Annotated in this window: 29 protein-coding genes, 2 riboswitches and 1 other annotated feature; of the genes, 7 read left to right on the top strand and 22 right to left on the bottom strand. The window is 37.7% G+C overall.

The features are described 5' to 3' along the window. Positions 1 to 54: 54 nt before the first annotated feature. The 8 genes from gcvT to comGA form a co-directional block, all read right to left on the bottom strand. The gene (gene gcvT, locus CBM15_RS05580; protein WP_087616120.1) at positions 55 to 1,158 is read right to left on the bottom strand and encodes a glycine cleavage system aminomethyltransferase GcvT; all 1,104 of its coding nucleotides are present in this window, start codon (positions 1,156 to 1,158) and stop codon (positions 55 to 57) included. A gap of 163 nt (positions 1,159 to 1,321) precedes the next feature. Then, positions 1,322 to 1,430: riboswitch (glycine riboswitch) on the bottom strand. A 3-nt stretch (positions 1,431 to 1,433) separates the two neighbouring features. Next, positions 1,434 to 1,526, bottom strand: a riboswitch (glycine riboswitch). A gap of 126 nt (positions 1,527 to 1,652) precedes the next feature. Then, on the bottom strand, positions 1,653 to 2,165 hold the full coding sequence (locus tag CBM15_RS05575; protein WP_008404350.1) for a shikimate kinase: 513 nt from the start codon (positions 2,163 to 2,165) through the stop codon (positions 1,653 to 1,655). Between the two features lie 309 nt (positions 2,166 to 2,474). Next, on the bottom strand, positions 2,475 to 2,930 hold the full coding sequence (comGF, locus tag CBM15_RS05565; RefSeq protein ID WP_087616118.1) for a competence type IV pilus minor pilin ComGF: 456 nt from the start codon (positions 2,928 to 2,930) through the stop codon (positions 2,475 to 2,477). Continuing rightward, positions 2,927 to 3,220 carry a type II secretion system protein gene (locus tag CBM15_RS05560; RefSeq protein WP_087616116.1) on the bottom strand — a complete coding sequence of 98 codons (294 nt, stop codon included), beginning with the start codon at positions 3,218 to 3,220 and terminating at the stop codon, positions 2,927 to 2,929. Before CBM15_RS05560 ends, comGF begins: the two co-directional genes overlap by 4 nt. Beyond that, complete coding sequence (locus CBM15_RS19670) at positions 3,129 to 3,677, bottom strand: prepilin-type N-terminal cleavage/methylation domain-containing protein (protein WP_087616587.1); 549 nt, start codon at positions 3,675 to 3,677, stop codon at positions 3,129 to 3,131. Before CBM15_RS19670 ends, CBM15_RS05560 begins: the two co-directional genes overlap by 92 nt. Before the next feature lie 5 nt (positions 3,678 to 3,682). Then, entirely contained in the window at positions 3,683 to 3,997 is a 315-nt protein-coding gene (gene comGC / locus CBM15_RS05550; protein WP_087616114.1) for a competence type IV pilus major pilin ComGC, read from the bottom strand. 15 nt (positions 3,998 to 4,012) lie between these two features. Continuing rightward, on the bottom strand, positions 4,013 to 5,086 hold the full coding sequence (gene comGB, locus CBM15_RS05545) for a competence type IV pilus assembly protein ComGB (protein ID WP_087616112.1): 1,074 nt from the start codon (positions 5,084 to 5,086) through the stop codon (positions 4,013 to 4,015). Continuing rightward, complete coding sequence (gene comGA / locus CBM15_RS05540) at positions 5,067 to 6,083, bottom strand: competence type IV pilus ATPase ComGA (protein ID WP_087616110.1); 1,017 nt, start codon at positions 6,081 to 6,083, stop codon at positions 5,067 to 5,069. The genes comGB and comGA overlap by 20 nt, the downstream gene beginning before the upstream one ends. Before the next feature lie 182 nt (positions 6,084 to 6,265). Here comGA and CBM15_RS05535 point away from each other — a divergent pair, with 182 nt between their 5' ends. After that, positions 6,266 to 6,964, top strand: a complete 699-nt coding sequence (locus tag CBM15_RS05535; RefSeq protein WP_087616108.1) for a helix-turn-helix transcriptional regulator — start codon at positions 6,266 to 6,268, stop codon at positions 6,962 to 6,964. Between the two features lie 117 nt (positions 6,965 to 7,081). Further along, positions 7,082 to 7,324, top strand: a complete 243-nt coding sequence (locus CBM15_RS05530) for a DUF2626 family protein (RefSeq protein ID WP_008404362.1) — start codon at positions 7,082 to 7,084, stop codon at positions 7,322 to 7,324. A gap of 55 nt (positions 7,325 to 7,379) precedes the next feature. Here the strand turns inward: CBM15_RS05530 and CBM15_RS05525 are convergent, their stop codons facing one another. Further along, positions 7,380 to 8,024 carry an MBL fold metallo-hydrolase gene (locus CBM15_RS05525; protein ID WP_087616105.1) on the bottom strand — a complete coding sequence of 215 codons (645 nt, stop codon included), beginning with the start codon at positions 8,022 to 8,024 and terminating at the stop codon, positions 7,380 to 7,382. A 172-nt stretch (positions 8,025 to 8,196) separates the two neighbouring features. Between CBM15_RS05525 and CBM15_RS05520 the strand changes: the two genes are divergently transcribed. Next, a complete protein-coding gene (locus CBM15_RS05520; protein WP_008404364.1) occupies positions 8,197 to 8,373 on the top strand; it encodes a DUF2759 domain-containing protein in 177 nt (58 codons plus the stop codon). 90 nt (positions 8,374 to 8,463) lie between these two features. Here the strand turns inward: CBM15_RS05520 and CBM15_RS05515 are convergent, their stop codons facing one another. The 4 genes from CBM15_RS05515 to rpmG form a co-directional block, all read right to left on the bottom strand. Continuing rightward, positions 8,464 to 10,365, bottom strand: coding sequence for an LTA synthase family protein (locus CBM15_RS05515; RefSeq protein WP_087616103.1), 1,902 nt, complete (start codon positions 10,363 to 10,365; stop codon positions 8,464 to 8,466). A 313-nt stretch (positions 10,366 to 10,678) separates the two neighbouring features. Continuing rightward, positions 10,679 to 10,879 carry a YqgQ family protein gene (locus CBM15_RS05510; protein ID WP_008408519.1) on the bottom strand — a complete coding sequence of 67 codons (201 nt, stop codon included), beginning with the start codon at positions 10,877 to 10,879 and terminating at the stop codon, positions 10,679 to 10,681. A 17-nt stretch (positions 10,880 to 10,896) separates the two neighbouring features. Further along, complete coding sequence (locus CBM15_RS05505; RefSeq protein ID WP_087616101.1) at positions 10,897 to 11,460, bottom strand: 5-formyltetrahydrofolate cyclo-ligase; 564 nt, start codon at positions 11,458 to 11,460, stop codon at positions 10,897 to 10,899. A 142-nt stretch (positions 11,461 to 11,602) separates the two neighbouring features. After that, entirely contained in the window at positions 11,603 to 11,752 is a 150-nt protein-coding gene (gene rpmG, locus CBM15_RS05500) for a 50S ribosomal protein L33 (RefSeq protein ID WP_008408521.1), read from the bottom strand. 224 nt (positions 11,753 to 11,976) lie between these two features. Between rpmG and CBM15_RS05495 the strand changes: the two genes are divergently transcribed. From CBM15_RS05495 to CBM15_RS05485, 3 genes are all read left to right on the top strand, one after another. Next, complete coding sequence (locus CBM15_RS05495) at positions 11,977 to 12,441, top strand: hypothetical protein (RefSeq protein WP_087616099.1); 465 nt, start codon at positions 11,977 to 11,979, stop codon at positions 12,439 to 12,441. Next, entirely contained in the window at positions 12,438 to 12,926 is a 489-nt protein-coding gene (locus CBM15_RS05490) for a hypothetical protein (RefSeq protein WP_087616097.1), read from the top strand. The genes CBM15_RS05495 and CBM15_RS05490 overlap by 4 nt, the downstream gene beginning before the upstream one ends. Before the next feature lie 73 nt (positions 12,927 to 12,999). Further along, positions 13,000 to 14,205 (top strand): MFS transporter, encoded by a 1,206-nt coding sequence (locus CBM15_RS05485; protein WP_087616096.1) that lies wholly within the window; start codon positions 13,000 to 13,002, stop codon positions 14,203 to 14,205. Between the two features lie 19 nt (positions 14,206 to 14,224). Here the strand turns inward: CBM15_RS05485 and CBM15_RS05480 are convergent, their stop codons facing one another. Then, the gene (locus CBM15_RS05480) at positions 14,225 to 15,076 is read right to left on the bottom strand and encodes a DegV family protein (RefSeq protein WP_087616094.1); all 852 of its coding nucleotides are present in this window, start codon (positions 15,074 to 15,076) and stop codon (positions 14,225 to 14,227) included. Positions 15,077 to 15,315: 239 nt separating this feature from the next. Here CBM15_RS05480 and CBM15_RS05475 point away from each other — a divergent pair, with 239 nt between their 5' ends. Continuing rightward, complete coding sequence (locus CBM15_RS05475; RefSeq protein ID WP_087616092.1) at positions 15,316 to 15,786, top strand: glutathione peroxidase; 471 nt, start codon at positions 15,316 to 15,318, stop codon at positions 15,784 to 15,786. 56 nt (positions 15,787 to 15,842) lie between these two features. Here CBM15_RS05475 and CBM15_RS05470 read toward each other — a convergent pair whose 3' ends face one another. The 8 genes from CBM15_RS05470 to CBM15_RS05435 form a co-directional block, all read right to left on the bottom strand. Then, positions 15,843 to 16,703, bottom strand: coding sequence for a TIGR04104 family putative zinc finger protein (locus tag CBM15_RS05470; RefSeq protein ID WP_239534686.1), 861 nt, complete (start codon positions 16,701 to 16,703; stop codon positions 15,843 to 15,845). Beyond that, positions 16,696 to 17,190: an RNA polymerase sigma factor gene (locus CBM15_RS05465; protein WP_087616088.1), complete on the bottom strand. Its 495-nt coding sequence runs from the start codon at positions 17,188 to 17,190 to the stop codon at positions 16,696 to 16,698. Before CBM15_RS05465 ends, CBM15_RS05470 begins: the two co-directional genes overlap by 8 nt. Before the next feature lie 108 nt (positions 17,191 to 17,298). Beyond that, positions 17,299 to 17,670, bottom strand: a complete 372-nt coding sequence (locus CBM15_RS05460) for a DUF5071 domain-containing protein (protein WP_087616087.1) — start codon at positions 17,668 to 17,670, stop codon at positions 17,299 to 17,301. Continuing rightward, entirely contained in the window at positions 17,667 to 18,248 is a 582-nt protein-coding gene (locus tag CBM15_RS05455; protein ID WP_087616085.1) for an anthranilate synthase component II, read from the bottom strand. Before CBM15_RS05455 ends, CBM15_RS05460 begins: the two co-directional genes overlap by 4 nt. Further along, entirely contained in the window at positions 18,245 to 19,633 is a 1,389-nt protein-coding gene (trpE, locus tag CBM15_RS05450) for an anthranilate synthase component I (protein WP_087616083.1), read from the bottom strand. The genes CBM15_RS05455 and trpE overlap by 4 nt, the downstream gene beginning before the upstream one ends. Positions 19,634 to 19,687: 54 nt before the next feature. Further along, positions 19,688 to 19,889: a binding site (T-box leader), on the bottom strand. A 50-nt stretch (positions 19,890 to 19,939) separates the two neighbouring features. Next, on the bottom strand, positions 19,940 to 21,307 hold the full coding sequence (locus CBM15_RS05445; protein WP_087616081.1) for a hypothetical protein: 1,368 nt from the start codon (positions 21,305 to 21,307) through the stop codon (positions 19,940 to 19,942). Beyond that, complete coding sequence (locus CBM15_RS05440; RefSeq protein ID WP_087616079.1) at positions 21,304 to 21,945, bottom strand: ATPase; 642 nt, start codon at positions 21,943 to 21,945, stop codon at positions 21,304 to 21,306. Before CBM15_RS05440 ends, CBM15_RS05445 begins: the two co-directional genes overlap by 4 nt. Positions 21,946 to 22,107: 162 nt before the next feature. After that, positions 22,108 to 22,773: a tetratricopeptide repeat protein gene (locus CBM15_RS05435; RefSeq protein ID WP_087616077.1), complete on the bottom strand. Its 666-nt coding sequence runs from the start codon at positions 22,771 to 22,773 to the stop codon at positions 22,108 to 22,110. Between the last annotated feature and the right edge of the window lie 25 nt (positions 22,774 to 22,798).

Here is a 22,798-nt window from a genome sequence, read left to right as displayed (position 1 = left end):
ACCCTCTTTTCAAAAGTTTTATCCCGCAATTAACGGGTAGATTGAAGTTTCACTTTATTTTGCACGCTTGTAAAATGGTGTTTCTACTACAACTGCCTTTGCTCTATTTTTTCGTACTTCGATTTCTAATTCAGTTCCAACTTCCGTGAATTTTGCGTCAATTAAAGCTAAACCGATATTGCGCTTTGTCATTGGTGACTGAGTTCCTGTAGTTACAAAACCAATCTCTTCACCATCTTTAAATACTTTATAGCCATGGCGGGGAATACCTTTATCAATCATTTCGATACCTGCAGATTTACGTGTTAGGCCATTTTCTTTTTGGTCAATTAATGCTTGCTGACCGATAAACTGCGGATCTTTCGCCAATTTCACGGCAAAGCCAATCCCTGCTTCAAGTGGTGAAATTTCTTTTGAAATCTCTTGGCCATATAATGGCAGGCAAGCTTCAAAGCGAAGTGTATCACGTGCGCCTAAACCGGCTGCTACTACACCTTTGTCTTTTCCTGCTTCCAAAATTTTGTTCCACAAGTCAACAATCGCTGCTGGAGCTCCGTAAATTTCAAATCCGTCTTCTCCCGTATAACCTGAGCGCGAGACAAGAACCGAATGTCCGCCTACTTCTACATTGTCCTGGAATTTAAAATATTTGATTGCCGTTAAGTCTGTTGCTGTTAATGTTTGCAGAACTTCCTGAGATAAAGGTCCCTGCAAAGCGATTTGAGCGTAGTCATCTGACATATTTGTCACTTTGACATCTCCTTCGACATGCTGCTGTAACCATTCGAAGTCCTTTTCAATATTCGCTGCATTGACACATAGTAAATAGCGATTATCTTCCAAACGGTATGTCAGTAAATCGTCAACAACACCGCCATCTTCATAGCAAAGTGCACTATATTGCGCCCCGCCAATTGCAATTTTCGAAATATCATTGGAAAGCATCTTTTGTAAATAAACAAGTGCATCCGGGCCTTCTACAATAATTTCCCCCATATGGGATACATCAAAAAGTCCTGCGCGGTTACGTACCGCATCATGCTCCTCTTTGATCGAAGAAAATTGTACTGGTAACTCCCAGCCGCCAAAATCAACTGTTTTTCCACCATACTTTGCATATTCGTCAAAAAGTGGTGTGCGCTTTAATTCATTTGTCATGTTCATTTCCTCCTTTAATTATGTATGTTAATTTTGCAATGCAAAGGGGAAAGCAACATTACACCTATCAAAAGTGTAAATCTATCTTTTTATTAGAATCATCAGAATATTAAAAGCCGATTTCTCCACAAAAAAAGACAGACGAATCCCCTTTAGCGAGATTCTCTGTCCTGGCACCTGAAAGTTACACCTGAATTTGATCCACTATCACAATTTAGGCTTTCCCCTTTGGTGGCTGTTTGTAACAATAGCTATTACAGCACTCTCCAGAGTTGCGTCCAATACGAGTCTTTTTGCCTGAGAGATTCATAGCTTAGCTATTTGCTCCTTCGGCGACGTGACATCACGTTCTCTCCCCGTATCATCATCCGCGTTAGATTATTTACTTCATGTTATTGCTCTTCTTAGCAATATCCTAACATTGAATATAATGCAAACGCAATCTTTTTTTAATTTTATTCAAAATACGAACATTAAGTATAATTATAAGTAAATCATTCGCCTTTAAGACGTTTCACTTGAAACCCGATGTACTCGACAATTTGTCTTAATGTTCTTCCGGCTGTGAGTACTTGTATATGGCCAGCTAGTCGATAACTCCTTCTGCGTTGGTGATACAGATTTTCCAATTCTTGTTCCGATGACGATTGAACAATGGGTCGGTTTTTATCATTCCGAATCCGCATATAAATATCTTCAAATTTTGCATCAAGAAAAAATACGAGCCCTGTCTGGCGCATAATTCTCCTGTTTTCTTCATTGACGGCTACCCCACCGCCTGTAGCGATAATGCATGCTTCATCACGGAAATTCTTTAAAAATTCCGTCTCGATTTTTCGGAAGTGTGCTTCGCCGTATTTCTCAAAAATTTCAGGAATTGTCATACCCTGCTGACGTACAATTTCGTGATCCATATCGTAATACGGCATTTTCAAGAAAAAACTTAAACGTCTACCAATCGCACTTTTTCCGCAACCCATAAATCCTACTAAATAAATTTTACGCATGCTGTTCACCTTCTTCTAATTACGGACTACTTAATCAATTACACCTCTACCTATTCTTTCGTTTCCATTTTGCGTTTTAACACAAATATTTTTGTATCAAACAAAACCGCATGATGCGACATTTTTTCGACTTTGCAAAAAGAAGTCGAACTTTAAGGTAAATTTAGTATATTTATCGTAGCACGAACGTAAATAGATTCCAATGAATTATATACTTTTATTTGCGCAAAATATGCATTTGTATAGAAAACAGCAGCACCAGAAACGATGAACAATAAAAATACAGCCAGTAAAAATAATGCACCCTTCTCATTTTGGAGGCAATGGCAATACGAGATCTCTTTCTCGCTTTGTTCCATTTTTCATCACTACCCTCATATTCAATTCATTTTCAACAATCGTCAGTTCCCATTCCTTAACAAAAGGCAGCATAATTTCATTTCCCCCTTTATTCGACCTTTTACGCAGATGCTCTTCTGATTTATCAAAGACAAACAACCGCTCCTCGGGATCATTTAACATTTCCAGTTGCAGCATATTAGAATTGAGCACCCTACCAGATGCGGAATTCATATTGTATTGATGAAGATCATATACGAACAATTCCCAGTTCACCTCATCTTTCATCTTCTCAAGCTGTTGAAGATCCCGAACCCATATGAGGATAAGCAGGCTAATTGCAGTAAAAAGTACAAACACGGTTAACTGAAACAAGCTTTCCAGTAGTGTAAACCCCCGCTCACTTAATGTTTGCTTGAAATTCATACACAAAGTTCCTCTTCTTTTTCATTGTTGTCATAACGGACACATACTCGGTGACCGTCGTAATTCCATTGAAACTGCATGCCATCAATTTGTTGTATACCGGCTGATTGACCATACCTTTTATACTTTATCGCTCCTATATAAGCCACTTCCGCTGCATGGGCTTGTATTTTTTGTATGGCAATTTGCTGTCTCATATTAAACGTGAGCGGTATCATTGTCGACGAGAGGAAAAATAAAATGACGACTGCTAATAGTGTTTCTACAAGAGTTAGTCCTTCCTGGTTCATGAAAAACCTCCTTTTCCAAAATTCTGGCTTTCCCGATATTAATAGAATATTGATGGCTTTTATTCTCAAAATGATATGTCAGTCGTCCAAACGCCTGGACATTTCCTCTTGTATTAAATATCAGCCGGTTATTCGGAGTAGTTAAATACATATCTAGTGGCCGTGCTATTCTTTGATCGAAAACAATAGTAGAAGTATTGCGCTCTCTTACTTGAATCCGGTGACAGTTAATAATTTCAAAGCTATGGTAGGTTCCGGTCTCAATGGAAAGTAATTGTGTCATGCGTATTAACATCTCGTTTTGGCTCATGACCTGTTTTTCTGTATAATCCATTAACGGCTTTTGTGAAAAATAGAGAATCGCTGAATTGACGACTAAAAAAATAAAGAGAACGATGAGCATTTCCAGTAATGTAAAACCTTTTTCATCTGTTAACAGTGATTTAACTTTCTGCATCATTGTTACATTTCGCTGTTCGCCGGTCCAACGACTTTTCCGTCCACAATTTTAATTTCAGTATTATCCGGACATCTTAAATCCTCTTCCACAATATAATCCTCTTCAATTAAATCTGTGACCGAAGACGGATATTCATTATGGTTCAGTTTATATGCCTCTACCTGTCCTTGAAGCATCAGAATATAAGCATCACACCCTTTTTCATCAATTGATGCAAAGTGCTTTGAAACGTTTGGAATTGTGACTAATATTAAAATGGAGATGATTAATAAAACAACAAGCATTTCTACTAGCGTAAATCCTTTTTCATTTTTCATCTGTTCCACCCCTTCTTATATAAAATCAATGACATCATACATCGGAATTAAAATACTCAAATAGGCAGCAATAACACAAATGGCAATGATCACAAAAAGCAGCGGCTGAATAATTGCCAGTATTCGTTCAATTATCTTCTGTAGCTTTTCATCCAAAAGCTCACAATATAAAATAAGCTCCCGTCCCAATAAGCCGCTCGCCTCACCATGTGCAATAAAGTGCTCAAACTTCGGATAAAAGTAGCCGACGACTTCCACCGTCCGCTCCAATGAATCGCCAATAAGAATACGTTCTTGAAGTGAACCAGCAATATAGGCAATCTGCTTTTGGTGCTGTTGGGATTTCAAATGATCGAATGCCTTTTGGAGCGAGAAGCCAGCTAATAATAAATTGCCTAAATGGCGAGCAAACTGTCTCGTCAGAAAAAGTCGCCAAAAAAGGCCGATTAAAGGGAGCTTAAAAAGTAGATGAAGCTGTAAATCGATTCGCTTCTTACGGATATAATAAACAAAAATGGAAAGAACAATGACCAGAACCATTCCAACTGCAATAATGTAGTCCGGCATATGGAGGAAAAACGTTGACCACTGAATGCTTGCGGACGATTCACTATGGACGCGGGATGTAATAACAGAAGACATATTCGGCAGAAAGTATGTTCGAAAGGCTAAAAACAATATAATTAAAAATGTAAATAAAATGAGCGGATATGACATCACTTTTATTAGTTTCATTTTCGCCTGCTGTTGAAAAAGGAGCTGTTTTGCGACAAGACCAATCGCTTCGCTTAGTTTGCCCGTCACTTCCGCCAACTCAATAGATACTAAATATTGTGTATCAAGAGAAAGTAGCTGAAAAACTTGTGTTACACTACCACCCCCACGCAATATATTCGATATTTCCTGTTGGAGGGGCTCATATTGTTTAACATGATAGGGCAACAGCATTTCGATACTATGGGCAAATGTATAGCCTTCATTTAACAGTGTGGAAATTCGTTGGAGTAATGTAGGGAGCTCTGAGGACTTAATGACAGGTTTTTTAAATAAAGCAGCAGTTGCGGTATTTTTAAGGAGCGGTATATTCATAGTAATCTCCTAGAAGCTTTGCCATTTGACCTGCCAATGTTTGATCAAACGGTAATGTAAATGATCTATCTTGGATTATTGATTCAAAGGCAAGCTGTAATTGATCGTCAGTTAAAAATTCGAAAATCGCTTTATAGCCGTTAACCTCCGTTTCGATTAGCCGCTGTGAAACAACCGCTCTAAGCATCTGCCGCATCTCCTCAAGTAAAACCGATAAATCATGAAGCCGGTAAATACAGTTCACCGTATCCTTTGCATGTATCGTTGATATGACGAGGTGTCCGGAGAACGCTGCTTCTATGGCAACCTTTGCCGTTTCCCTGTCCCGAATCTCCCCTAACATAATCACTTCGGGAGAATGCCTTAAAATTGCTTTTAAACCTGCTGAATACGTCATTCCGGCTCGCTCATTCACTTGTATTTGCAATAGCTGCTCTTGTCTGCTTTCCACTGGATCCTCCAATGATATGACGTGACGTGATAAATGCTGTGAACAATATTGGAGCAGTGAATATAACGTTGTCGTTTTGCCGGTTCCGGTCGCACCGCTAATTAAGATTAGCCCGCTTTCAAGACTCGCCAATTTATACAGCTGTTCAACACTTTCCTGGAAATGACATAAAGTCTGTAAGGGGACGGTATAATTTTGACGTAATATTCGAACGGCTAAACTTTCTTTAAAGAAGCTGGAAGGTAATGTGGAAATCCGGAAGGCATACATGGACTGATCGATAAATTTTTGGAAGGAACCACTTTGAGGCTTTCGCTTTTCACTAATATCAAGCGAAGAAAGAAATTTAAAATAGGAAATCATACGGGTAGCGAGCTCTGTAGGAAGTTCATCTTCCTTTTCAAAACGGCCGTATTTTCTCATTAATAAATCATAGCATCCTTCTCTGGGGAGTAGATGGATGTCGGTCACATTAAGCAGTGCTGCGTTAGATAAAAGCTCCAAACATTTTTGTTCAATGATTGATAATGGTTTAATGGAAATCACCCCTTCATAAATTATTTAAGATGACTCCATTATAAATGGATTGTCTAGTATTTTATATAAAAACAGGTAAAATTTCTCTTTAATAGGAATTTTCTTTCTATATCAACAAATTCACTAATAATTCATGTAGAATAATAGTTAAGCTAGCATTTTTAAATTTTTACCGTATTGGGGGTTTATATATGATTCATCCGATTAAAATTTCTAGCACTTTTGCCGATGAAACCCGGTTTTCCATTTATGAATTTATGTTGCAGCAAAAGCAATTTTTATCCGTTCAAGATATTGCCGATCAATTTAAAATCCACTCCAATGTAGCACGCCTGCATTTAACTAAACTTGCAGAAATCGGTGCCATTACATCAGAACATTTAAAAACCGGAAAAGGCGGACGCCCTGGAAGAGTATATAAAGCAAAGCAAGAAGGAATCAATTTAAGTATTCCTCGACGCGAGCCATCTTCATTAGTTAAATGGTCACTTGAACTTATTCGCGAGCTTGGTGAAGATGCTCTGAGTAAAGCACAGGAAATCAGTTACCGTGACGGGAAACAATCGATGCTTGAACAAATGAATTCACATAAACGAAAATCACCCTTTACATTTGACGAGAAATTGGCCATGTTAACTAAAACTGCGACATTAGTAGGTTATATACCGGAAGTTATTGAAGATAATCAATCCAAATCCATTATATTCTCACTTTTCAACTGTCCCTTCCAGGAACAGTTAACGAACTACGGAGAAATTGTATGCCAACTCCATGAATCCTTTTTGTATGGACAAGTTGATACACTGTTTGAAAGTCATGAAATTACAAAAATAGAAAGTATGGTACATGACTGTGACTTCTGTAAATACAAAATTTCCGTTCACAATTAATGGAAAAATTATTCATTTGTCACAACTCTTCCATATCTCGCAGTTTACATTATCCAGAAACTTGATTTATAATGAATGAGAGACTATTCTATTTTTTTAGAAAAGGAGGGATATTTCATGAGCAATATGTATAAAGTTATGGCATTCTGGACTGCTATTTTTGCCGTTATGTTCTACCTTGGAGGTATGAACGAGGTTTCGCTATTATTCGTAGGTAATACAGGTTTATTTTTATTATTAGGCTTCTTAAATCTTTCAGAACGCATGTACATGTACATTTTTGGCGCATACTTAACTGTTTTCTTCGCCGGTTTCACCTATTACACAACATTCATACACACTCCAGGTGGCGGACATTAAAAAACGACACGCTCTTCAATCGAGAGCGGTCGTTTTTTCATTTACATAGGGATAATTAAAAGCCATTTAAAAACGGGTTGGAATCCATTTCAGCAGCCGGTGTCGTATAATCACCATGCCCCGGATATATAATTGTATCTTCCGGTAATGATAATAGCTTATCGTGAATCGATTTTAGCAAGACATTCATGGAACCACCGATCAAATCAGTACGTCCAATGCTTTGTTCAAATAATGTATCGCCTACAATCGCAAAAGCATCATCTTTGAAAATAAAGGATACACTTCCCGGAGAATGTCCTGGTGTATGGGCTACCGCAAAGGTAAACGCACCGATAGTCATTTCTCCTTCTTTTCGGATAATATGTTCTCCATCGGGTTTTTTAACAATATAATTTGGCAATTCCGCATATTTGCCCGAACCATTTTTCATTGGATCAGCAAGCCATTCCACTTCTTTTTCATGTACATACAGCGGAATATTATATATTGCCCGTACCGCATCCACTCCACCGATATGATCAAAATGGGTATGGGTTAATAAAATCGCTAATGGATTCAAGCCATTTTTACGTAATTCATTTACAATACGTGCCCCTTCTTCACCTGGATCAAAAATTAAACAGTCTTTTTCTTTATTGCTTACAATATAGCAATTAGTTTGTATCGGTCCAAGACTATATTTTCTAACATTTAACATGGATTATCACCTCAGTTTCCATTATACATTTTTTCAATCGTTCTGATAGAGAAAGTTATCGTTCAAACAAACGCCACTTTTAGTTCTCGACAAACGATTTGGAAACCTTTACAATAAAAGAGGAATATTGTTGAGACATTTTTTGGAATGTTGAAAGGAGTGTCAATTTTTTATGAACTTATTAATGGTTATTTTTGGTTTAGTTGCAATTTTTGGCGTAATTGGCATATTCCAATCAATCAAAGAGAAAAACCTTTTAGCTGCTGCTTTTAACGCTTTAGCTGCAGGTGTTTTCGGTTGGTTCGTCATTATGACAGTTTTAAATCAAGGCTATCCACCAACCCACTAATTGCAACCAAAAAACGTATTGCTACATTAGCAATACGTTTTTTATATGAAGAAAAAAAGCTGCTCCCGAATTTCTCCGGGGCAGCTTTCATTATTTATAATTCGTATCAATCAGCAGATTTCCTGTTTCTGTATCATAGAAACGCAACAGGTCACCATTAATAATTTGATCAGAGTATTCTAATTCTTGCGTTGCACGATCAATAAATGGCTGACACGCTTCCGTATCAATTGCTTCTCCCGTTTCCCGGTCGTAGCATACTTCACCTGCATATACATATTTATCTGTTACAAAGCGACCATCACGGAAGATAACGAAATCCTCATGCTCTTCTGAGAACAGGTCAGCACCTAATTGCATATCTTTTGAAGTCTCGATACCTAACAGGTGCAGTAATGTAGGACGAATATCCAGCTGACCCGCTACATTATCCATCACTTGTCCATCATTCGAACCAGGGATGTGAATATATAATGGGACAGCCTGTAAAAGCGCACTGTCATATGGTGTAATTTCTTCTTTGTTTAAATATTTTGCCATTGCTTTATTATGGTTTTCGGAAATCCCATAGTGGTCTCCGTACATCACAATAATTGAATTTTCATATAAGCCCTGTTCCTTTAAATCATCAAAGAATTCCTTCACCGATTCATCCAAGTAGCGAACTGTTTGGAAATAACGATTTAAAGTTCCTGAATTTGAATCGTATTCCGGAATCATTATATCTTCCGGATCCAAATAGAACGGATAGTGGTTTGTTAATGTAATTAAACGGCTGTAAAACGGCTGTGGCATTTCTTTCATCAATGCTGCAGATTGTTCAAAGAAAGGAATATCCTTTAATCCCCAGTTTACAGAAGTTTCCTCTGTTACATTGTAAGATTCGAGATCATAAAACTGATCTAGTTTGAATGATTTGTAAATCATGTCACGATTCCAGAATGATTTATTGTTCGCATGCATAACATTTGTAAAATACCCATTCTCCCCTAATCGCTCTGCAAAGGAATTATACGTATTTTCACCATGTGTAAAGAATACTGCCCCTCGACCTAAACCATACAACGAGTTTTCGAAAATAAACTCAGAATCCGAAGTTTTCCCTAACCCCGTCTGGTGGTAAAAGTCGCTGAAGTAATACGTATCCTTATCGTTTGTTAATGAATTCAGGAAAGGTGTCACCATTTCCCCATTCATTTCTTCGTTAATAACAAAAGACTGCAATGATTCCAGTGATACGGCAATTACATTTCGGCCTTCATACTTGCCGAACATTTCAACATTAGGTTCCGCCTGGTTAGCACGAACATAGTTGCTTACTTCAACAAGCTCACTCCCGTCAGCCAATGCACGCTGGGCTGACGATTTCGACTGAACGTAAACATCGTATAGATGATAGTTGTACGTTCCGATATTTTTCACTAACAGTTCACGATCAAATGCTCGTGTCAATAATTGCGGACGTTCTGTTTCAGCTAAGCCTAAGTTTAAAAACAAAATAGCTGCCGTCATGACAAAGTAAGCTTTACGCGCATCTTTACGAATAGGCAGTAACTGCTCATCCGCTTTCGGTAAAAACTTCACAGCAATAATAATCAGTAAAACATCGACAAAGTAAAATATGTCCATCCAGCTAATAATAGCTGCTGCTGATGTTCCCAACTCTCCAAAATTGCTCGTTTGGAACAAAACAGGCAATGTTACAAAGTCATTATAGAAACGGTAAAAGGCAACATTTCCGTATACTACGAAGGACAGTAAAATACTACCGCCAACAATATAGCGATTTCGTGCTTTTTGTGATTTCAAGAACAATGACAATCCATAGAAGAACAATAAGAAGCTTAATGGATTGATAATCAAAATTAACAATTGCATTGCATTTTCTATCTTCATATCAAAGCTAGTTTCATAAACAATTACAGTTTTAATCCAGGTTGCTATTACGGCAATCGCTAATATCGAATGTTTAGGCCATTTAAAATCTTTCATATCCTATACATCCTCTCTTTACATATTCGATTTTTTTTAAATACATTGTTTTATTTGTGTAAATTCCTTATTCAAACAAAATCTATGTTAAAGCTTTTCAAACAAATCCGCAACATTATTTCGTTTAAACAGATTACATTCATAAAATAGCACTATTATTTAGTACGTATTAACTTCGAAAAGGTTTCGTTAAATATGAAAACAGCGGATTATTCCCGCTGTATCACTCAGGGTATGTTCATCAAAAAGTCCAAAACCCTAAGTAAACAAGTAACCCTTTATCCGACCTTTACTATTATACGTTAAATTCCAGTTATTTTCCTGCTTTAAGCCTTTGCTCTTCCTGGCGCAAGATTAACAAGGCCATTTGAAAATCTTTCGTCTCGATAAATTTAGATTTATATAATTCCTTAATTTCGTCTTCCATTAAGTACAAATCTCCAATACGGTCCTTTGTATAAATGTAAATGCCGTATTGTTTTAAGATGCCAAGCACATCCAACATTGACTTCATTCTCGTTCCCCCACCATTTATTCGCAATTTATGCGATTTTTGTCTGTAAGTAGTATATGTACCGGAAGATCATGTGATTCTCTCGGTATTTCGTTCAACAGCTGCTCCTCAAACGCCAACGATATCCGCATCCCTTTAAACCCGACTAAATAACGGTCATAATAGCCCCCGCCAAATCCAATACGGTACCCATGACGATCGAATACAACCCCCGGTACGATCATTACATCAATTTGTTCTTTTTCGACCAGTTCCGTTCGTTCAGGTATCGGTTCTAATATATTTTTATAAGCTCGTTCGGTTTCATTAAAACTGTTAATTTTGTAAAACTGCATCGAGCGATCTTTAGGATTACATTTCGGAACTGCAATATATTTATTTAATTTCCATAATTCCTCAATAATAAACGTCGTATCCACTTCCGGCTGGTTTGATAATGTAATTGCGATAATATTTGCTTTTTGAATAGATGGTTCTTGTACTAATTGCTGAGCAATTTCCAATGAACGTTCACGATATGCCTGATCGGTCATTTTGGACAATTTTTCCTGCACTTTTATACGATAGTCTCTTTTCTCCAAACAAATCCCTACTTTCAATAAAGCTGTTTAAGTTAAACATTACTATCATAAATCAAATTTGTTGAATCATCATAGTAAAATTTAAGAGGGTAGCAAGTAAAAAGCCAAAACCAACGAGTGGTTTTGGCTAAATGAGCGATTATTACTTTGTTTCACGGTGAAGAGTGTACTTCTTCTCGCGAGAGCAATATTTTTTAAGTTCAAGACGCTCTGGATTGTTACGCTTGTTCTTTTTTGAAATGTAGTTACGTTCGCCGCAGTCTGTGCAAGCTAAAGTAATGTTTACGCGCATCATTAACCCTCCCACTCTAAATTAAGAATAAATTTATTTGAGCATGATTTATACGACTTACCTATTATAACACACTGTTTCAAAAAATCTAGTATGATTTCTTAATAAGTTTTACTATGTTAAAATAAAGGGAATCTGCAGTAGGAAAACGCATTTCCTATTATAAAAATTGCTTGTTTCCTGTCTAAACTAAGAAATAGATTAAATGAAATGGAGGATTTCATATGGGACTTTCTTCAATATTAATGATTGCCGGTATTGCTGTCATTATTATATCCCTATTATTTAAAGATAAATCAGCTCGTGTTGAAAAAGATGTAGAAGATTTATCGATCAATATTTATCAAGAAACGAATGCTTTAAAACGACGCGTAAAAGCATTGGAAGAGGAACTGCTTGTAGAACCTAATTTTCAAGTAAGAAAACCTTCTTCTGTCCAACAAAACTCAGAGCAGCAAGCAGCGTTTTCATCTTTTCAGCAAGTGGCAGCACAAGTAAAAGCGGCTCAAAGCAATGGAACGGCTCCTAAAGTTAATCCGCCAAAAAGCACGAAGCCTATTAACGGCATTCTAGTTAGCCAAGTGCTCGCTCTCAATAGTCAAGGTCTATCGATCGAGGAGATCAGTAAACGTTCCACATTATCACATGCTCAAATCCATTCGATTATAGCAAATGGAGGTCAACAATGAAATCATCGTTGCGAGCATTTGGTATCGGTCTTTTTGTGGCAGGTGCGTGCATGGCATTGTTTGACCGGCTCCCTTCTGATTCCAATGAAAAAGAGATCGCCGCTTATGAGAAGCAAGTAAAAGACTATGAAAAACAAATTGCTGAACTTTCAAAACAATTAGAGGAGCAAAATCCGGTATCTGCCAATCCTTCAAAAGTGGACAAGCAAATGAATAGTGCAACCGATGAGAACACTTCTGCTACAAAAATAGAAACTGATTCAGACGTTGTTGAAGCGACAATTTATATTTATGAAAATGTTTCAATTTATACAATTGGCCAGCAGGCAGAAGACTTAGGCATTGTAGCAAATGGTCGTGAACTTGAACTTTATTTATCAAAACCGGAATTCGCACGTTCTATTCAAAAAGGTGCATTTGATCTCCGCTCTGATATGACAATCGAAGAAATTGCCCAAGTGTTAACAGGGCAACCGACCGAATAACTACAAATCGTATAATACAATTCTTCTTCCAAACTATCGATTATTCAAAAGTATTCATGATTGAAGGGATTATATGGACTATATAAAAAAAGGAACAAAAGCTTTTACAATGACGAATATCGCGTTATTTGCTGCAGGTTTTATCACTTTTGCCAACCTATATATTACGCAGCCGTTAATGCCGCAGTTTTCCAATGATTACAATGTATCCCCTGCAGTAGCCAGTTTATCCTTATCTGCTGCTACATCCGTTCTGGCATTTAGCCTGTTACTGTTCGGTTCATTGTCGGAAGCTTGGGGGCGAAAAAAATTGATGACTGCTTCGATTTTTGCGGCTTCCTTTTTAACACTCGCTTTAGCATTTGCTCCCAATTTTGAGACGATTCTCGCATTGCGTATTATTCAAGGTTTTGTGTTTGCCGGGGTTCCTGCCATTGGGATGGCTTATTTAGGAGAAGAAATGGATCCTTCCAGCTTAGGCGTGGCAATGGGTCTTTACATAAGTGGAAATGCGATTGGAGGTTTATCGGGGCGTATAATAATCGGTACGATGAGTGATTTGTTCAGCTGGCAGATGGGGATGATTGTGCTTGGGGTTTTAAGCATTATCATCAGCTGCTACTTCGTATGGGCACTACCCGAATCGAAACACTTTACTCCACGCCCATTACAATTCCGATTGCTGACTAAAACACTATTCCAGCATATAAAAGATAGAAGGCTTGTTTTATTGTTCGGAATTGGATTTACTTTAATGGGCAGCTTTGTGACAATGTACAATTATATCGGCTTCAAACTGGTCGAGCCTCCCTATAATTTAAGTATGACATTTGTAAGTTGGCTATTTGTTGTTTATTTAGTCGGTACGTGGAGCTCTACATGGTTTGGAAATTTGTCTGATCAATATGGCCGGCAAAATGTTCTATATAGCGGAATTGTCATTATGTTCGTTGGCGTAATGCTCACTTTTCCTATAAGTTTGCCGTTGAAAGTAGGCGGACTCATTATTTTTACTTTCGGATTTTTTGGCGCCCACTCCATTGCAAGCGGCTGGGTCAGTTTTTTAGCCAAAATCGACAAAGCCCAGGCATCTTCATTATATTTGTTTGCCTATTATATGGGGTCAAGTATCGGGGGGACAGTAGGCGGTATTTTTTGGATGCACTACGGATGGACAGGCATTGTCCTTTTCATCGGATCGGCACTCGTCCTTACATTTACTTTTGCAGGCTTCATTCATTACTATCAATCTAAATACGAAAAAATGCAGAGCCCCTAGAAAGTGGCCCTGCATTTTTTTATTCTCGTATCCATGTCAAACCTAATGTTCCTTCACCTGCATGGACACCTACACAGGCAGAAAGCGGTGTTGGATTAAATTGAATTGATGGAAAGACCTTCAACAGCTCTTTTTCCCACTCGATAGCCCCAGCTTCATTATTACAGTGAATAATTGCTACTTCCTTTACAGGTGACTTTAAAATGGCACGCTCTAGTTTTTCGATGACCGCTTTTTTGGCACGATTATCAGCGCGTACTTTTTTCGTTACCTCAACGCCGCCTTCTTTATTGTATTCAATTACGAGTTTAATATTCAGTAAATTACTAAGGAACATGGCCATTCCTGAAACACGTCCACTTTTATGCAATTGCTCCAAACTTGCAGGGATAAAAGCAAGTTCCGCCTTACCACGCATTGCTTTGATTTTCTCAACGATTACTTCTGGTGCATGTCCTTGATTTTCAAGCTCTATCCCGAGAGCCAGCATCACTTGCATTGGATATGAACCGATTTTTGCGTCAATGACATAGCTTTTGAAACCTGCCTGTTCGGCAGCCATTGGAGCACTTAATACCGTGCCTGATAGTTGTTCTGAAGTATGAATGGCAATGGCACAGTCATAACCTTGATCTTTTAGTTTTTCATACAATGCCACATGTTCGCCGAATGCTGGCTGAGATGTTTTCGGATGTTTTGGTGAATTTCTTAATTTATCGTAAAATTCATCGTGCGTCATGTCCACAGTTTCACGAAGAGCACCTTCCTCAAAAACGATGTTCAATGCAAGCACATGAATTGAGTGTTCTTGAATAAAACGTTCTGGTAATAATGCTGCCGTATCTGTAATCCATGCAATTTTTTTGTTCATTGTAAAACTCCCTGATGTAAAATTTTTATGCCAACCAAAAATGTAAGCGCAATCACAATAATGGCACAGTGACACATGTCATATTTGAATAGATAAGTTCGATGGCCGTCAATATTTCGACAAGAGTCATATTTTATTTTTGTGTTTTAATGATAGCGATTATTTTACATGTGTGCTTTATTTCAAGTACGATAAAATTACAAACCATTATATTAGTAGTTTCGAGGAGGAACGAAAGCATGAATATTTACGATATTCCTGTTAAGACAGAAAAAGGCGAGCAATATGAATTAGATCGATATAAAGGCCAAGTAATGATGATTGTCAACACCGCAAGCAAGTGCGGATTTACAAATCAGTTTACACAGCTGGAAGAATTATACGAAAAATATAAGGAAGAAGGATTTGTCGTACTCGGCTTCCCTTCCGACCAGTTTAAACAGGAGTTGTCTTCCGGTGAGGAAGCTGCCGAATTTTGCCGCTTGGATTACGGTGTAACGTTCCCGATGCACGAAATGGTAAAAGTGAACGGTGCAGAAGCCCATCCATTATTTAAACATTTATCTTCCGAAGCAAAAGGTCTTTTAGGACAATCGGTAAAGTGGAATTTCACGAAGTTTTTAGTCGACCGTGATGGGAATGTCATTAAACGTTATGCACCACAAGATTCACCGACAAAAGCAGAAAACGATATTGCAAAACTACTTTAAGGGTCACTTATATATAATAGAAGAAAGCAGCCGAACATTTTATTCGGCTGCTCTTTTTATAATAAGAATTCCTCTTCCTCTGTTAGTTCCAAATACAATGGCATAACTACCAAAAACATAGTTAGTACATAAAAAACGAGACACAGAATGGTTAAAGTTGTCGGTAAACCAAAAGAAGAAGAGAAAATAATCGTTGGTGATATAAGCATCGATAATCCCCCGATTATTTGGCGGTATTTTCTTGAATAAAACAATTTTTCTTTACACATGGGGCAACGCAGTTCCATCTTTAATTTACATACCATTTTTATTTGTTCTTTTTTTGAATACGAATGGCGACAATGCGGACAGCATACCTCTCCTGTTGTATTGCGGGCAAAATAAAATAAAAGTACGATTTGCAAAATAATTATAAGCATGAAAATACTAAGTTTCAGCCACTGAATGGCCACTTCAAACATCTGAATTAGGCTTCCGATTGCATAGACGATAAATGGTGAGAGAATGATAAGCAAATAGCGCCATCTATAAACTGTTTCACGAAGTTTGCGTATTTTCGGTTTTTGCCATCGCTTCATTGTAAAGAAAACAATTGTGGCAAGAACACCGTTGAGAATTAGCAGTAAACTAATGATGGCCACATGTTTGCCTCTTCTTATAACTTCAGCTGAATGTTCAGTTTCATAACTTTCCGTTACAGGATCTGATGCTTGATTAAGAGGTGAAACGAACGGATCATTCGTCATCAAATATAAGAAAAACAATGCCGTAAATACAAAAATTGGAGCAATCACAATCGTCCAGTTCTTTTGTCGTTTCGGGCGTTTGGAATGATCGATCGTTTGCATTAAATTTATCTTCTGTTGTTCCGTTAAATGCAGTCTAGTTAATTCTTGCTGCCACTTCTCCTTAATCATCATCCATCACCCCTATGCTTAATTTCGGCTTTAACTTCGCTCTTGCCCGCTGCAGTCGTGATTTGACAGTCGATACCGCCAACTCTAATAATTCGGCAATTTCAAAAACAGTCATCTCCTCATAATAATAGAGTAATAATACTTCCCGATCTTTTACCGGTAATGAAAGAACAGCAGCAGTTATTTCACCCTGTAATTCCTTCTCGACATAGATTTGTTCCGCACCTTTTTCATATTGTTGAAAAAACTGAGTAATAAACAATTTCTTATTTTTCCAGCTTCGCATATAATCATAGCTGCGGTTAATCGTCATTTTCACTAAATATGTTTTAATCGATGCTTTCTGTCCAAACTGATCGGATTTATGATAATAGTTTACAAAAACGTCTTGAACAACTTCTTCAGCTGCTAAACGATCCTTTGTATAGATAAAAGCAATGCGGTACAAATAGTCACTGTATGTATCAATTAGCTTCTCAATTTCCACTAGCCGCCCTCCTTTCACCCTTATAGACGGAAATAATTAAAGTTTGGACGCATTTCTATGTGAATTCACTAAAAAATCGCCTAACCAATGAACGATTAGGCGAATCTTTTATGGTTGAAAACTTAATAAAGCTTCTTTTGCGGCTTCAATATTATCTTCAGTAAAAGGTGTATTTTCCATTGCGGCAATTTGTTCCACAGCGTTTGCCAAAACGAGCTTCGAATAAAATGGCAGCTTCGGTACAATCGCCACAAGACACCAGTAAATCCACATATCATCGTCTCCAAGCAGCACCTCTTCAACAAGTGGTGTTAGTTCATTGGGATAATGAAGCAGCAGTTCTACCATTGGCTCGGCTACCGGCCAGTTCATATCTTGCACCCATTCAAGCAGCTGAGGCAATAATGGAATGACCGATTCTACTTCCATTGTCCCTAGTTTCTCCACTGCTGCAATATCATGTTTATCTTTTGGAATCATGCTAATACCTCTACCTTCTTTAAGAACATACTAATCATGTCCTTACCAAGTTCTGTTCCGATTGACTCGGGGTGGAATTGCAGTCCATATACCGGATATTCATTATGTTGAATGGCCATTATTTCCCCATCATCTGCGCTTGTAGCGACAATGCGGAAATCTTCGTGCAATGTTTGTTTTTCAATGATTAGCGAATGATATCGCATCACTTCAACTTTTCGTTCAAATTGTGCAAACAAACCCGTTTTTTCGAACTGTAGCAAGCTCGTTTTCCCATGCATAATATTTTTGGCACGGCTCACCGTTGCACCGAACGCTTCGCCAATCGATTGATGGCCTAAGCAGATTCCCAATATCGGAATCTCTTTGTAAAGATCGCGGATCATTTCAATGACAATCCCTGCGTCTTTCGGTTCCCCGGGTCCTGGAGAAATAACAATCGCTTTCGGCTGCAATACGCGGATTTCCTCAACCGTGATGGCATCATTTCGAATAATTTTTACGTCTTCTCCAAACTGTGCAATTTGGTGATACAGATTATACGTAAATGAATCGTAATTATCGATTAGCAAAATCATTTGCGCACCTCCAGCAATGCTTTTGCTTTATTTAACGTTTCTTCAAATTCCAATTCAGGGACAGAATCATAAACAATCCCTGCACCTGCCTGAACATAAGCTTTCTCATCTTTTATTATCATTGTACGGATTGCAAGGGCTAGATCCATATCCCCCGAAGTCGATAAATATCCAATAGCACCCGCATAAATCCCGCGCTTTCTCTTTTCCAGCTCATTAATAATTTGCATCGCACGAATTTTCGGCGCACCTGATACAGTACCTGCAGGCAGGCTTGATGCAATTACATCGACTAAGTGGGCATCGTCCCGTAATTTACCTGTTACTTCAGAAACGATATGCATCACATATTTATATTTTTCTATTTCCATATATTTTGTAACAGCTACTGTTCCAACCTGCGCAACCCGGCCAACATCATTTCGTCCTAAATCAACAAGCATTTTATGCTCGGCTATTTCCTTTTCGTCTTGCAGCAAGGCATTTGCGATTGCTTCATCTTCCTGTGCATTTTGTCCACGTGGCTTTGTACCGGCAATTGGATTTGTTGTGACAAGGCCTTTTTGTACTTTCACGAGACTTTCCGGTGATGTGCCAAGAACCGTATAATCCCCGAATTCCATAAAGAACATATACGGCGAGGCATTTGACGCCCGTAGTTTGCGGTAAAGCGTCAATGCATTTTCACGGTAATCAGCTTCAAACGTTTGTGACAAAACAACTTGGAAAATGTCGCCATTACGTATATGCTGCTTTGCAGTTTCAACCATTTCAATAAAGCGTTCTTTTTTAATTGTCGGTGCGAATTGTACATCGATTTCTGCTGTGTGCTTATATGATACAGATGAAATCATCATTCGTTCGATATCATCCACTTTTTGTTGCATGAAATCCATCGAATGCCCCACCTGAAACAGATCCATTGCTACAATGGATACTTGCTGTAACAGATGATCGATGACGATGAATGTTTCATAAAAATAAACATGAACATCCGGCATATTGTATACATCGCCTACAATTTCCCCGATTTGTTCAAAATGATATGCTGTTTCATAACCAAAATAACCAATTGCCCCGCCAAAAAAGGCGAATGGAGCATCTTTTTTTTGAATTGGCAATAGCTCCCTCAACAAAGTTAATACTGGTTTCTGCTCTGCAGTCAGCTCCTGATTATGGATAGAATAAGAACCGGATTCCGCATTCCCTTTCAGTTCACCAACGGGATTGAAGGCGATGAAGGAATAGCGGCCGTTTTGCTTAAATTTTGCATTGGATTCGAATAATACTTTTTTCGTTCCAACAATCGATTCAAAAATCGAAATAGGCGTGTACGTATCGCCATTTACCTGCTTCATTACATACTTATCTGTCTTTACTGCCATACTCATCTCTCCTCAGCTTTTCTTTTTTGTGAACACAAAAAGGCCCTTTCGTATTTAAAGGACGAAAGAGCCGTGGTGCCACCTTTATTGACTAAATTAATTAGTCCACTCAAAACTCGTAACGTGAGCGCTACGGCACAGCATTTCCTCTGTGCAGCTAGAAAGTCCATTCATAAAGTACGTTTACCGACTTCCACCAACCGTCAGCTCTCTATAAAACGCTGCTTTACTACTCTTTTTTCATCATCGCTTTTACTATACTTGCTATTGTATCGTTTCAGCCTGATTTTTACAAACTATTTTAAATTAACTGTAAATATAAAGTTGCCCATGTGATTTTGCATAGTACAGACTCGCATCGGCAAAGGCGGCTAATTGTTCATACGATAATTCTTCCTGTGGAAGTTGATCTGAATGGATAAATCCAAAATGAATCGGAATTTCTTCGACTCCTGATGTCGAATGAACGACACTCATTTGAAGTTTCTCCTCCAGTTTCATCAACAATTTAAAAAAGTCCGCTTCGGAAATATTTTGGATAAAGGCTTCCCCTGTATTTTTTGTTAATACATTCACTTTTGCATTATGTTCAAAAATATTCGAATAAATTGATTCAAATAATGTAAATAACAACTGCTCTGTGAATAAACTGCCGAACAACTCTTCAATTTTGTCCGTTATAAAGCTCCAGCGAATACAGTAAAGCGCCTCATTATTTGTAAGTGCCTGTTTTACATATTGAATCGTACTCTCTTTTGAAACAACATGAGGATATTTGATTTTAAGCGCGGTCGTTTCTTCTTCAAAAAATAAATCATCATGTATATTCCGTATTTTGCGTATATTTTCCGGCTCTCTTTTGTTCGTTTCAATCAGCTGCTGCATTTCCTCCCTATATCGGAAATGTTTCATAAGGCCAAAACGCTCCAGATACCTTTCAACTACCGACAATAATACAAAGTTACGCTGTTTTTCCAAATGTAAAAAAGCCTGCTCAAATAATTTCAGACTTTCTTGTCTTTCGCCAGAATTATAGTTTAAAATCGCTTCCGCAAAAAGCAGACTTCCTTCATAGTAAGGATGTTTACCTCTGAGCTGTTGTAAAATGCCATGCTTTATCCGATTAAATTCCAAGTTATTATTTGCTGATGCATAATAATAGAGTGCCCCAAAATAACCTCGTACGATCGTCGCATTGATTGAAGTTAGTTTTTGTTTATAAAATTCCGCCAATCGAATGGCGATCGTTGCTTTATTCACGTCATTTATATAACGGTACTGTGCCGCCAGATTGAAATAGTTGATAACGACAAGTTCATCGTTCTGTAAAAAGTGGGCATATTCAAGCGATTTTTTTGCTGCTTCAATTGATTCATCATGATGTTTTGTAAAGATATGTTCGAGACTGTATAAGTAGTAGTAGATCATCTTATTCTCATTGTTTCCATATGTTAAGCAAAGCTTTTCATAATCATCCATGACCGCGTGAAAGTTTCGATAGCTGCCTATTTCAAAATACGCTGAGGCCAAATATTCATAACAAAGAAGAGCCTCATCATATCTCTTTTCTTCGAGTGTAATCGGCAATGTAATTGTGCTAAACTGAATCACTTCCATAAATTTCAGCTCTATAAATGAATTACGTAAATGTTCGATTTGGTTTAAAATTTTCATGATACTCGCCCACCCCAATCATTTATCAATCCAAATACAGCTTCATAAATTTCACTTGCCTCATCAATTGCTTGTTCAAATATAAGTTTGAGTTGCTGTTCATGTTCATCCATAATTTCCTGCAATTCTTTTACTACCGTACTTTGCAATAACGCCAGTTGTTTCGGGTAATTTTCAACTTCTATATATTTCGAATCATAGTAAGGCCGCAAACTTTTATCTTTGAATTCTCTAAGGGCTAAAAAGCTTATCGCTACTTCTTCATTTTTCTCCAATTTCTCTAAAATAAACTGATCCAGCTTCATATAAATATAAATGGCACAAATAAATGCCAGTTTGTCGTTCTCATATAACGCAAGCTGAATATAACGTTTTATCTGAAAGGTTTTAATTCTATCTAGTAAATAATTCCGCATTGGATAAATCATAATGTTTTCTGGATGAGCAATGCGGTCAGCCTCTTCTGTATTCAGTAAATACCAAATATCAAATATTATGATAGAACGCTGGTATGAATCCTCACTGAAAGGTAGTATTAACGTGAACAAGTCAAGGTCATCTATCAATTGTTGAAATTGGCACATTTTTTCATCAGAAATTAAAAACATGCAATCTGCTACATCTATTTTAGCGTCCATGTAAAATATCCCACCTCAAATAACTGTCAGTTTCATCCATCATATCATAAACTTATAGTTGCGAAGTATTTCATTTCGTTATCATTTTATTAAAAAAGTGATGTGCTGGAAACTTCTTTTCCAGCACATCACTTTTCATCTTTTCGGGAGAAAATGTTAAATTTAGTTCGAACGTTGGCAAATCATATCATATAAATACTTAGCTTGTTCAAATTCAGGCTGCAATGTATAAGCCTGTTTCAAATGATACTTTGCTTTATCGGTATCTGTTGAAGCTACCGCGTATAATACACCTAAATTATAATGCGCATCTGCATTATTCCAGTCTTCTTCAATAACGAATTCCAGCTCCGGCTTCGCAAAATCGAACATTTCCAAAGAACAGAGCAAAATGCCGTATGCTAAACAAATTTGCAGATCTTTCGGCGCAAGCTCTGCCGCACGCTGCATAAATGGCAGGGCCAACTTGAATTGCTGTTCCCGCTCAAAAGATTTAGCCAGCATATAATAGGCATCTGCCCCTTCGATTCCGTAATCGATCGATTTTTGATATAGTTTTGCTGCTTCTGTATAGCGCTCAGCTTCGTAGTATAAATTTGCCAATCCGTAATACGCTGTAGCAGCTTTTTCGTCTACTGTAATCGCCTTTTGGAAAAAACGTTCAGCACGTTCAATATCCCCCATTGCCGCAAGCAATGTACCGAAGTTCACATAGCCGATCGCATCGTTCGGCTGAGCTTCAATTGCCTGTGTAAAAGCTTGTGCAGCTTCTTCATAACGCTTTTCCTGGAATGCTTTAATCCCGATTTCATTATAGTTTGTATCCATTATGTCACCTCTATAAATATGTATA

This window comes from Solibacillus kalamii (assembly GCF_002174535.1).
Classification (GTDB): domain Bacteria; phylum Bacillota; class Bacilli; order Bacillales_A; family Planococcaceae; genus Solibacillus; species Solibacillus silvestris.
Note: the sequence above shows the minus strand (reverse complement) of the source record. Positions and strands in the feature narration are given on the sequence as shown.